11 protein-coding genes are annotated in these 12,777 nt (G+C 32.6%); 4 read left to right on the top strand and 7 right to left on the bottom strand.

What is annotated here, in order from left to right; all coding sequences use genetic code 11:
* Positions 1-223 precede the first annotated feature (223 nt).
* Entirely contained in the window at positions 224-1,525 is a 1,302-nt protein-coding gene (locus ACTCDL_RS09415) for an ATP-binding protein (RefSeq protein WP_463176043.1), read from the top strand.
* Between the two features lie 88 nt (positions 1,526-1,613).
* On the opposite strand, the gene ACTCDL_RS09420 is transcribed toward ACTCDL_RS09415, so the two are convergent.
* Positions 1,614-3,029 carry an HD-GYP domain-containing protein gene (locus ACTCDL_RS09420; RefSeq protein WP_463176044.1) on the bottom strand — a complete coding sequence of 472 codons (1,416 nt, stop codon included), beginning with the start codon at positions 3,027-3,029 and terminating at the stop codon, positions 1,614-1,616.
* Between the two features lie 367 nt (positions 3,030-3,396).
* On the opposite strand from ACTCDL_RS09420, the gene ACTCDL_RS09425 reads away from it, so the two are divergent.
* The 3 genes from ACTCDL_RS09425 (at position 3,397) to ACTCDL_RS09435 (ending at position 5,013) form a co-directional block, all read left to right on the top strand.
* The gene (locus ACTCDL_RS09425; protein ID WP_463176045.1) at positions 3,397-3,648 is read left to right on the top strand and encodes a YkuS family protein; all 252 of its coding nucleotides are present in this window, start codon (positions 3,397-3,399) and stop codon (positions 3,646-3,648) included.
* Between the two features lie 172 nt (positions 3,649-3,820).
* Positions 3,821-4,576: a threonine/serine exporter family protein gene (locus ACTCDL_RS09430; RefSeq protein ID WP_463176047.1), complete on the top strand. Its 756-nt coding sequence runs from the start codon at positions 3,821-3,823 to the stop codon at positions 4,574-4,576.
* Entirely contained in the window at positions 4,576-5,013 is a 438-nt protein-coding gene (locus ACTCDL_RS09435; protein ID WP_463176048.1) for a threonine/serine exporter family protein, read from the top strand. The genes ACTCDL_RS09430 and ACTCDL_RS09435 overlap by 1 nt, the downstream gene beginning before the upstream one ends.
* 169 nt (positions 5,014-5,182) lie before the next feature.
* On the opposite strand, the gene ACTCDL_RS09440 is transcribed toward ACTCDL_RS09435, so the two are convergent.
* The 6 genes from ACTCDL_RS09440 to ACTCDL_RS09465 form a co-directional block, all read right to left on the bottom strand.
* Complete coding sequence (locus ACTCDL_RS09440; protein WP_463176050.1) at positions 5,183-7,570, bottom strand: Lon protease family protein; 2,388 nt, start codon at positions 7,568-7,570, stop codon at positions 5,183-5,185.
* A 340-nt stretch (positions 7,571-7,910) separates the two neighbouring features.
* Entirely contained in the window at positions 7,911-8,927 is a 1,017-nt protein-coding gene (locus ACTCDL_RS09445; protein ID WP_463176051.1) for a potassium channel family protein, read from the bottom strand.
* A 19-nt stretch (positions 8,928-8,946) separates the two neighbouring features.
* A complete protein-coding gene (locus ACTCDL_RS09450) occupies positions 8,947-10,482 on the bottom strand; it encodes a polyamine aminopropyltransferase (protein ID WP_463176052.1) in 1,536 nt (511 codons plus the stop codon).
* Between the two features lie 33 nt (positions 10,483-10,515).
* A complete protein-coding gene (locus ACTCDL_RS09455; protein ID WP_463176055.1) occupies positions 10,516-10,944 on the bottom strand; it encodes a DUF4247 domain-containing protein in 429 nt (142 codons plus the stop codon).
* 188 nt (positions 10,945-11,132) lie between these two features.
* Positions 11,133-11,825 carry a PspA/IM30 family protein gene (locus tag ACTCDL_RS09460; protein WP_463176056.1) on the bottom strand — a complete coding sequence of 231 codons (693 nt, stop codon included), beginning with the start codon at positions 11,823-11,825 and terminating at the stop codon, positions 11,133-11,135.
* Positions 11,826-11,893: 68 nt separating this feature from the next.
* A complete protein-coding gene (locus ACTCDL_RS09465; protein ID WP_463176059.1) occupies positions 11,894-12,427 on the bottom strand; it encodes a DUF4178 domain-containing protein in 534 nt (177 codons plus the stop codon).
* Positions 12,428-12,777: the final 350 nt, after the last annotated feature.

The following is a 12,777-nucleotide window of genomic DNA, read 5'->3' on the forward strand; positions in this document are numbered from 1 at the left end:
GCTACGGGTTTTAACCCGTAGTGTAACATATCACCATCACCACAGGTTGAAACCTGTGGCTAGTAAATTTATCATTATAAAAAGTGTCGCACTATCTATTTATTATATTAATTTCTAGATTAGCAGAAATCTGACTATAGTAATTGATATAATAGTTTTAAAGGTCTATTGAACTTGATGTCGAAATAGTTAGCAACTAACAGATTCTTGGAGGGATATAATAATGGATAGTTTAGTAAGAGTTGATTCTGTTTCAAAGTTAAATAAGCTACTAATTTATCGTGGGATTTTAACGGACAATCTAATTCAGAAGGTAAGGACTTTAATTGTAAAGATCAAGGAAAGATCGTCTGTTGAGGAGTTACAGATAGATTATTATGATATCTTAACTAAATTGATTGAAATCGGAGAAAAAGAAGGCTACAAAGGTGACCTTTGGAAGAACTATCTCTTGAACTTAATTATTAAAAATAAAAATCCTTTTAGTCTTGCTTGTGAAAAGAATCAAGATCTAAAAGGAAGTATCTATCAATTAGCACTCAATGACTTGAAAATTTTGAATGAAGTATATAAATTTGACTTAAATAATCTTGGTCAACTTTTAAATATTCAAAAGAATAATTTTATCAATAACTTCTCCCCATCAACATTAGCTACAAGATATCAAAATCAATCTCAAACAAGATTAGAAGATTTAAAAAAAGATTTTAATAACATTAACTCTATAGAGATACTCCTAAAGAAACTGAGTAAATATTATTATACTTTTGGTACTGGTAAACTAGCCTATTACAAAGCTTTTAGATGGAAGAGGGATTCTTTAATAGGCATTCAAAATAGTGACCCCATTCTCTTTGAGCAGTTGATAGGCTATCAGAGCCAAAAAGACAAACTAATCAAAAATACAGAAGCTTTCTTAAATAATAGACCTGCTAATAATGTACTTCTCTATGGAGATAGTGGTACTGGTAAATCATCATCGATTAAAGCCTTGCTAAACAAATATGCTCCACAGAGATTACGTTTAGTTGAACTTGCTAAATATCAGATGAAAGAACTGCCAAAAATATTGGAGATACTTAAAGACAGAGGGCTATACTTTATTATCTTTATGGATGATCTCTCCTTTGAAGACTTTGAAACAGATTACAAGTATATGAAAGCAATTATAGAAGGTGGGATAGAAGTAAAACCAAATAATGTCCTATTCTATGCTACTTCAAACCGCAGACACTTAATTAAGGAAAAATGGAGTGACCGTGACCAAGAAAATGGAGAGATTCATCTATCTGATGCAATCCAAGAGAAGATATCTCTGGCTAGTCGTTTTGGTATCACTATCTCCTATGAATCACCACAACAGAAGCATTACCTAAGAATAGTCAAAGAATTAGCTAAACAAAATAATATCAATTTACCCAATGACGAACTAGAAGAAAGAGCAATTCAATGGGAGATGTGGAATAATGGCCGTTCAGGTAGAACAGCCCAGCAGTTTATCGCTTATCTATTAGGGGAATTTTAAAGCTGAAGTTAATTGTATTTAGTTCAACTAAATAGCTTAACTAAGAGAGACTAAAAGAGAGCAACTTATCAATAGCAAGATTGCTCTCTTAAAATATATCACTACCAATAAATTTATCTACCAATTCTGGATCAAATTCTGCTCCTTTTTTCTTCTCTAGCTCTTCTAAAACTTGCTGATGGCACTTCTCTCTAATCAATTTATCATAGAAATCTACTATACTGATAATCCTTGACAAAAGAGGAATCTCTTTTCCTTGCAACCCTTGAGGATAACCTTTGCCATCCCAACGTTCATGGTGAAATAAAATAGAGTTAGCAATAGGTAATAGTTCTTGAAAGTTTTTAACAGCTCGATAACCAATCTCGCAATGCCTTTGAAGTTGATTTGACTCTTCAATAGTCAGAATACCCTTTTTAGTAAGTAAACTCTCTGCTAACCCTAATTTACCGATATCATGTAAACGAGCTAATAAAGAAAGTTTTTCTAACTCTTTTGAAGGTAAATTTAAAGTCTTGCCAAATTTTACAGCCAAAGACTTCACTCTTCTAATATGGCTACGGATTTCATGGTCTTTACTTAACAAAGATCTCTCTAAAGATAGTATCAATGAATTATCTACACTTCTTTTATTCTTTAACTTATCATTATACATTCTATTTTCAGCTATATTAATTATCTGTCTAAGACTTTGATCAATTTCAGTCTTAGTAGCCACCCCTAAAGCAATACTAGGAGTAACTAAACCTTTATTCCACTCTCTACATGATACTCTAATTCTCTCAATAATTTTAGTAGCATTTTTCAATGAAGTATTAGGTAATAAAATGCCAAACTCATCACCACCCCACCGGGCTACAATATCACCCTCTCTAGTATTATCTTGCAAAATATCAGCTATAATCTGTATAACTCTATCCCCCTCTTCATGCCCAAAAGTATCATTGACCATCTTTAAGCAGTTACTATCAGCAATAATTATACTTAAGGGTAACTTATCTCTCCTATCTAATTTTCCGATCATCTCTTCATAATAATAACGATTATAAAGCCCTGTTAAATCATCATGATACCCTAGGTAAATCATTCTCTCCTCTAACTTCTTACGCCCTGTAATGTCTATTAATGAAATTATACTTCTACTGCCACCATTGATTAAACTAATTTGTAATAAAGCTATTCTTTCTATCCCCAATTTGTGGGTGATTTTAACCTCATAATTATTAGCAATACCATCATCTCTTCTAAGATGTTTATGGTAACAACTAATCCTTTCTACATCCTCTGATCTAATAAAATCCTTCAAACTCATCTTTCCTTCCAACTCATCTTTGGAATAACCAATTAAATTCTCTAACTCTCTATTGACTAAAAATACACGGTTATCCTTATCACTAATTAACATAGCAGTGGCCGCCTTTTCAAATAAAACTTGATAAATATTAGTACTTGTGTTTAAGCTACTTGCTCTACCTTGCCTTACTGCTTTGTTCGAAATTCTCACAAGAGACTCCCCTCCTCTACATTTAAAACACTGCCATCGAAAAAATTGATAAAAATAAATCCTTATACTTTATCTTATTTCCTCCCAACTTATAAATTTTCCTGAGAGAAAACCTAATTATTCAACTATAAATTATAATATTTAGAGGTTAACCTCAATAATAAACTTATCTTTAATAAAGAAAAACATTAAAGTCTTATCTACATTATATTAAATAGAACTTAGAAGTATTAATCGTTATTATCACAATTTAATCGACCTAAATAAAATAAATACCAGAAATTCATGTATTTTATATCAAAGTTAAAGCCAAAATAATAAAAGAATTTACAACAAAATACTTAACAAGAAAGGCGGTCGTTAAATTATGGATATCAATCGTAGAATTGCAGTAGATGGGAGCTTATCAAATTTAAAAAAACATCTTCATCTATATGGTTATGAGATTGATGACTTAAATGCTGATAATCTAGGAGAAGTTTCAGCAGTGATTACCAATGGAGAGGATTCTAACTTGATGGAGATGAGGGAGATTGCTACTCCAATAATCAATGGTCAAGGTCATTCTGCTGAAGAGATAAAGAACATGATTGAAAATGGAACATCTGGATTGCTATAAAAAAATCGCCTTCTGGCGATTTTTTTATTTACTAGTAGTCATAATAAAGAATGATTCAAATGATATTCTCTAAAATCAACTCATACATATCAAATATAAAAACTTAACTTTAAATTCCACCTCAACTTATGTTACAATAGAGAAAGCTCATTTCTAATAAAGGGGTGTTAAAATGACTACACCAAAGCAGATTTTAAATATTGCAGCTTATGCTGGAAATATCATTCTCAGTAATGGTGGAGAAATCTATAGAACTGAAGATACTATGAATCGTATCTGCTATGCCTATGGGATAAAATATGTAGATAGTTTAGTAACACCAACAGGCATCTTCATCTCAATTGATGATGGACATGGTAGCTCAGAGACAATAGTTAAAAGAATACATAAAAGAAGGATAAATTTAACTAAGATCAGTCAAGTTAATAACTTTTCAAGAAATTTACAAACAAGAACTTTAACTCATCAAGAAGCTATGGCTGAATTAAGGGCTATCAATGAAGGTAAATTCAAAAAAAAATTAAAATTTGGACTACTCTTTATCTCTTTTGGAGTTTCTATGAATGTTATCTTAATGAGAGCAAGCTATATCAATCTAATCCCTACAATCTTAGCCAGCTTAGGTGCTCAAGCTGTTATCAAGAAGATGGGCTTTTTAAGAGATATTAATTTTATCCCAGAAATAGTAGCAGGATTTATCGCAGGAATCATCTCATTATTCTGTTATAAACATGGCTTAGGTGATAATCTAGGGATAATCACAGTAAGTGCTATCTTACCCTTTGTTCCAGGGGTTGCTTTGACCAATTCTATCCGTGATGCAATCAGTGGAGATCTAATTTCAGCTACCAGTAGAGGTATTGAAGCAACCTTAATTGCTATCAGCTTAGCTGTAGGAGCAGCTATCTCTTTGGGGGTGCTCTATTAATGAATATTTTATTAGAATTAGTGGCTTCTTTCATCTTAGTAATAACCTTTGGCTCTATCTTTCAAGCACCTAAAAAGAGTTTATGGCTACTAGGTTTAACTGGTACTATCTGTTGGGGAAGTTTTATCTTTCTTGAACAACTGACCTCTTACAATATTGTTATCTCTTCTTTTATAGCATCTCTTATTGTAGGAATCTGTAGTGAGATATTTGCTAGAATTATGAAAATTCCTGTAACTATCTTTGTTATAGCAGGAATTATCCCCTTAGTACCAGGGGTTCCTGCTTATAATACTATGCTCTTCATTCTTCAAGGAGAATATATCAAGGGACTAGAGAAAGGAATTAACACCTTATTGATAGCTGGTGCTATCGCCTTTGCTACAGCTATTGTAGGAGCAGGAGCTAGATATTATAAAGAGTTTAAAAAAAAATAAAAGCTTAAAAATATTATTTAGTGTAGAATATAATGCGTTGTATATTAGGTGGATAGTTACTTTGATGTTGAGTTCCAAGCTAACCTGACCTACCTACCCACCTAACTACCTAACCACCAAAAATGTTGCATTCTCCTCCTATGACAGCAGTAAGCAGAAATTATTTAAACTATTCTTCTTGATCATTCTGTTCAGACCATTTATTTATTTTCTCTTGAACCAGATAATTAATGCTTCCTTCAGGATAAGTTCCATCATCTTGGAGAAAACCTGCCTCTTTACCTGTTAGAATCTCAATTCCCTCTTCTACATGGCTAATAGCATAGATATGAAACTGATCTTTAGCTACTGCTGCTATCACCTCATCAGAGAGCATCAAGTCATCAACATTTTGAATTGGAATTATTACACCCTGTTCACCTGTTAACCCTCTACTTTCACATAGCTTAAAGAACCCTTCTATCTTCTCATTCACACCACCAATTGGTTGTATCTCCCCTTTTTGATTGATAGAACCAGTTACTGCTATTCCTTGATTGATCGGAAGTTCTGCTAGAGCTGATAATAGAACATATAACTCTGTACTTGAAGCACTATCACCATCTATCCCAGAATAGAGCTGTTCAAAGCAGAGACTAGCCGATAAAGATAGAGGTAGCTCTTGAGCAAACTTTTCACCTAGATAAGCAGTTAAGATTAATAATCCTTTGTTATGAATCTTACCACTCATCTTTGCCTCTCTTTCAATATTAACAACTCCACGGTTACCTTTATAAACAGAGGCTGTAATCTTAACTGGCTTACCAAAGGAATATTCGCCTAAATCTAATACAGATAGACCATTAATTTGCCCTATTTTCCATCCTTCACTTTCAATTAATAGCTTATGCTTACGATATAACTCTTGTACCCGTTCTTCATAATTAGAAGAACGCTTAATTCTTTCTACTATACTCTGATCTATCTCTTCTTTACTAATAATATTCTTACCCTTTAATCTCGCCCATTCATCTGCCTCACATAATAGATCTGTTATAATTGTAAATTTGGTAGTAACCTTCTTCTGACTATCTACTCTACGAGAGAGATACTCGATTATCTTAGCTACTGCCTGACGATTAAGAGGTAAAAAGTTATTCTCTTGGCACTCACGACTGATAAATTGGACTATCTTATAGGTACTCTCTTTACTTAGTTCCATCTCACTTTTAAAATCAGCTTTTACTTTAAATAACTCTTTAAACTCTTGATCATATTGATAAAGAAGATAGTATAACTCAACATCTCCAATAATAACAATCTTGACATCTATAGGAATCGGTTGAGGCTCTAAGGTTGCCAAAGGAATCTTATCAAATTCTTCACCTATATTCTCCATCTTCAACCTTCTAGACTTTAAAACTCTCTTAATTAACTGCCATGACTTGAAATTAGTTAATAGATCTTTAGCTTCTAAAATCAAATATCCTCCATTAGCTTTGTGTAAAGATCCAGCTCTAATATTGGTGAAGTCTGTAGCTAATTCTCCAGATTTGTTACTGTATTCAACTCTACCAGTTAAATTATAGTAGGTAGGGTTACTCTCTATGATCACTGGACTTCCCTCTACTTTACTATTGTCAATCAAAAGATTGACCTCGTATTTAGTAGAATAATCTCTGCTATTATCCTCTGCAAATAACAATAAAGAATTACTTGGCTCATTAGTTTCTTTAAAATCATCTAAGTTATGTAGTATATCATCTCTTAGCTCCCCTAAATAATCTACTACTTTATTAAAATCTGAATATTTTTGAAGCAACTCATCTAAATGGGTATCTATAAGTTTCTCAGCTAATTGATAATCTAAACTCTCAATCTCTTCAGTAAATTCTTCATTCCATTTATCAATTTTAGCAAAAGTTTGGTCTAATAACTGTTGAATCATTTTAGTGTCCTCATCAATTTGATCCTGCTCTTGGGCTGATAGATTCTTATATTCTTCTTCTCTCATTGGCTTTCCGTCATCTTTAATAGGAATAATAGAAAAACCCTCTTTCTCCCTCTCTAAAAGATAACCTTTCTCTTTGACCTGCTCTGTAACTGTATTAAATAAAGCAGTACTTATATCTTGATACTTACTCTTTATCTCTCTTTTCTGCTTAAGATACTCTTCACCAGCAAATAATTCAGCAATCTCATCTTCGATATTCTCTATAAACCCCTCCATATCTTTTTTAAACTTTCTTCCTAGTCCGACTGACAACTCCAAGTATCTAGGTTTACTTGGATTAGAGAAGTTATAGACATAACACCAATCAACTGACTTTCCTTCTTTTTGAGCCTTCTTACCCACCAAAGCTTTGATATATTCTAATTCCTTACAACCAGAAAAATTAACAACAAAAATATTATAGCCAGGATGATCTATATCCAGACCAAAATTTATCGCCTTAACAGCCTCCTGCTGCCCAATAATCTCTTTAGCAGGTGTAACATCAGCTGTTGTTTCAAAATTAATCCCTTCTAAAGTACAACTATTCTTTAAGCTTTCAACATTTAATCTATATTCATCCATCCTCTTTCCCTCCTTTCTGATAATAGTATATTTTAGCAATGCCAATTTTGATAATCATATTTGAAATTAATTGAGTATAAATATAAAAACAAGAATATAACTCAATACAAAACTACAACTTTAGAGTAAAAGTTAATTGTGAGGTTAAATATAGATATTGCGACACTTGTGTGTCAGAAATCGGGAATCTGGAATCAGTCTGTTTTACTGATAACTGGTTCCTGACTCCTGATTCCCGACACGAAAGTGTCCCACTATCCCCATTAAACTCCGTTCTAAAATCACATAATAAAATATCCCATCAAAAGAAAAAGAAGCCCTCAGGCTTCTTTGATAAATCCTATTTAGCTTTAGTCTTAGCAATATAAAAGTACTTATCACCTGTTTGTACCTTTTCATCATTAGCTGGATTGGTGATAATCTCATCTTCTCGTTTAATCCCTAATAAAATGATATCATCTTCTCGCTTATATCTAGTGAATACTTCTAAGAAATTATTTCCTATATCCTTATTATCAGCAGCAAAGATATAAATCTCGTTACCACTCTGATTTGATAATAATTCGCTGATAACTTGAGAAGTTCCCTGATATAAAGCTGAACGCACCATTAATTGACTATTAATCTGATTATTGACTATTATCTCATCGACATTGGCATTTTTTAAATGAACCTTATTTTCACTATTACTAATCTCAGCTATAGTATAGATATCAGGATTAAGAGTTTCAATAGTTAATACCGTCAGCACAGTAGTAGCATCATTCTCATCAGCATTTAAGACTATTGCACTTTTAGCTCTTTGTACACCTGCCCTTTTGAGAACCTCTTCTCTAGTAATATCACCACGGACAAAGTGTATTAATTTATTATCTAAAAAAGGATCACGTTCAATATCGGCAACTAAGACCATCTGCTTTCTCTCCAGATCTTCATTCAAAATCTGGTTGATTATCTCCTTAGCCTTGCTACTCCAACCACAAATTACTATATGTCCAGTATATTCAGCCTCCAATTCACCTAACTCCCTTCTTCTTTTGAATTCAATAAAGATATCAGCCAATTTTGCTGTAATACCTCCAACGATTCCAATTCCTAACAGCATCACTATAATTGATATAATACGCCCCAATAAAGTAACAGCATACTTATCACCATAGCCCACAGTAGTAGCAGTTACAATCGCCCACCAGAGGGCATCTGTAAAGTTACTAAACTGCTCATCAGGCTCTACTAACATAATCAAAATAGCACTACAAACTAGAATAAGTATGGCAACAAATATCAACCAATGAAAGGTATGGCGGTCTAATTTAAATTTAAACTTTTTAAAATACTGTACCAAAACATTAAACATACTAAAATATCCTCCTTAATCAATAATCCTCCCAAGCCTGATTATAATTTCTAATCAATGTTGGTCTAGTTAAGGTGTTGACTCCTACCGAATCTCTAACCTTTAAGATATCCTCTCCAAAATAGAAGAGGCTTGGTAATATCTCCGTGGTTAAGAACTTTGTATCTACCTCTACTTTTAAGTCTTCAATCTCAAATTCAAAGCCCTTAGTTCCTAAATTAAATCCCCAATCTCCAAAGGAAGCTAAGTAAGCATGATAGGGTCTAGTATAAAATCCTGCTTTTTTAATGGTATGATGAATCATCCAAAAAGCCTTGCTAGCAAAGTATGGGGAAGTAGATTGCACAACTACTACCCCTCTATTCGCCAAATGGTCATATATCATCCGATAGAAATTGACTGTATAGAGCTTGTTCAAACTCTCATCATTAGGATCTGGTAAATCTACTATTACTAAATTATAACGCTTATCACTCTCCTCTAAGTACTGATAAGCATCCTGATTATAAATCTTAACCCTCTTATCAGCTAAAGAGCCTTGATTGAACTTTAATAGATACTTAGAGCTCTGCCCCAAATCGGTCATACACTTGTCTAAGTCTACCAAATCAATCTCTTTAATCTCTGGGTACTTCAACAGTTCTCTAACTGCTAAACCATCTCCACCACCCAAAATTAAAATCCTGCTTCTCCTCTTTACAAGGCTCATAGCAGGATGTACTAAGGACTCATGATAACGATATTCATCTCTAGAAGAAAACTGTATATTGCCATTTAAAAATAATCTAACATCATCTTTATCCTTAGTGATTACAATCTTTTGATACTTACTCTGTTTAGAGTAAACCACATTATCCTGATATAACTTCTGTTCTATATACGATTCGGTACTTTTAACTGTACTGATTCCAAAAATCAATGATAGCAAAATCACAACTAAAAATACTCCAATAAATTTATCAAGTTTCATCCTTTTTCTATATTTAAAATAGACTATCCCCGCTACAATAAGATTTAAGATTCCCATAATATAACTAGTCTCAATAAAACCAAAGTTAGGTAAGAGAATAATCGGAAATAATAACGACCCAATCAACCCACCGATATAATCAGCTGATAAGACATTCGCCAAAGTTATCTTTAAATCTTCATACTCCTCTATAATTCTAGTCAATAAAGGCAACTCTAAACCAGTTAAAGAACCAATACTTATAATCAACAAGAACATTATAACTATATAAAGATCTGAACTAGCATAACTATAGAACAATAGTACTCCAGTAATTCCACCAACCAAACCTAATAGAGTCTCTACCAGCATAAATTTACTCATCAAACCCTCTTCAATATACTTTGAAAATAATGAGCCAATCCCTAAAGCTGTCATAAATAGTCCAATAGTTATAGAGAATTGATAAATACTATTACCCAAAAGATAGGATGATATTCCTCCAATAATTAATTGATAAGTAATTCCAGAAATTGATACAAAAAAAGCACAAAACATCAATGGAGTTATTATCTTAATTTCTTCTAAATTATTCTCTCTAGCCATAACTACACCCCGCCAATCAATTTACATTAATTTTTATTTCCCAAAACCAAAGCCTCCACCTCTTGTAGAAGATCTTCCAATACTACCATTACGAATAGTTCCCCCCCAATAATTTACTATTGGACTTCGATAACGATTATAAGCTCTTCTATGACCCATTACCTCAATATCGGTATTATTCAACCCTCTAGGCTTTAATACAACAATATAGTTCTCATATAATAAAAATCTATTATTATCAGAGCTTTTAATATCCCGTGGTCTTTTCAAGCCACTAATCTTACTAGAAGTACTAGTTAGATTATAAGGTGAGTGATAGATTAGCACATCATTATCTCTTCTACTTAGTTTAAAATTTTTATCAATTTTTTTAGCAATTGATGCACTAGGAAAAAGTGCTACCCCAATTACAATCATGATGATTAACACAATAATTCCAACTGTAAAGGATTCATTAAACATATTATATCTCCTTTCAAAATAATTAGTACTCACAACAGTTTCGAAGTTAGGTGGGTGGGGAGGTGGTTGAATGGTTAGATTTTTTACTAACTACCTCCCCCAAACTACCTAAAACCAAAGTAAAAAGCTACGATAAAATAAAGCCTCACTTAAGAGGCCTTATTTTATCATAAATTTATATTTTTAATCTACTTATTGCTATCTTCTTTACCCATTTCAGCTTTTAACTTCGCTAATTCATCATCTACTGAATCATTATCATTTAACTTTTCAAACTCTGCTTCTAAATCATCCTTCTCTAACTCATCGTATAGCTCATTACTTGCTTCTGCTCTAGCTTTCATCTTATCAACCTTAGATGATAATCTATCTAAATCATCAGCAGCAGAGTAATTACCAAGTCCATTTAAAGTCTCATTGATTTCTGTAGTAGCCTTGGCATTCTCAGCTTCAGCAATCAATTCATCTTGCTTATCCTCTGCTTCTTCGATCTTCTCCTTCAATTCTTCAAGCTTTCTCTTATGTAAATCAGCAGTCTTTCTTCTAGCTTCTGCTTGCTCTTTATATTTACTATAATTCTTTTCAGCTTCTTGTTTTTTCTCTAAGGCCTTACGTGCTAAATCCTCCTTATTTGCCTCTAAAGCCTGTTTAGCCCGCTCATTCCAGTGCTCCATCTCCTCTTTAGCTTCATTTCTTTTAGCTTCTACCTCTTTTACCAAAGTGATAGATTTATTAACAGCTGATTTTGCTTGACGATACTCATCTTTCATCTTGCGAATCTCCTCTTTAACAACAACTTCAATATTCTTATCTTCCCACTTATCAATAGCTTCATTAGCCTTACCACTCATGACAGTCTTAATACGATCAAAGATACCCATTATTCAACCCCCATTTTTAGTTAATAATTAAAAGTTAATAGTTATTAGTTATTAGAATAGCAAACTCTTCACTCTCCACTCTTCGCTCCTGGATAATACTCTAACAAACTCTCTTTAACCTCTTGTCCTATACTAATCTCTAATTCATTGCCCCATTTCTCTACAGAAATCTCACTACCATCATTGGCTTCATAATCCCAATACTGAACTCTTTGACCAGTCTTGGCTCCTACTCTTCCTTCAGCTCTGATATTAGCATTACCACTTTCAATTAAAGTATAATCTTTACCTTCATAAGTCAACTTTCTTGGAATTTCATCCTGTAGTTGAACATATAATTGATGATTTACATCAAGCTTCTTATAAAGCCCGATCTCTAACTCATCATCATCTTCAGCACCTAACCATAGATGTTCTTGACCATCAAAAAGATGATAATCATACCAGATATATCCACCCTCTTCATAAATCAACTTACCTATAACTTTATATTCTACTAAATCATACTCTACAATATCTTCTACCTGTAAATTTAATGGATTTCTAGCTATAACCTTATTTTTTTCTTCTGGCTTAGACTTTAAAAAATCAAAAAATCCCATCAACCTACCTCCTTCCACAAAATCGGCTTGTGTCCTAAATAATTAATATAATAACTCAAATCTAGTATATATTATATTAAATTTCTCATGTAAATAAAAGGCGATCTAGAATAATTAATTAAAATTCCATTAAATTATTTCTTATATTTCTACTTATTGTCTAATAATCCTCTTTATTTTTAATAGATTCCAATATTATATTTTATTCTGGCTATAGATAAATAGATTTAAAATGACACTTAATGGGGGTGTTGCGACACTTTAAGTTTTAGCTACGGGTTTTAACCCGTAGTGTAACATATCACCATCACCACAGGTTGAAACCTGTGGCTAGTAAATTTATCATTATA

This window comes from Orenia sp., assembly GCF_055140805.1.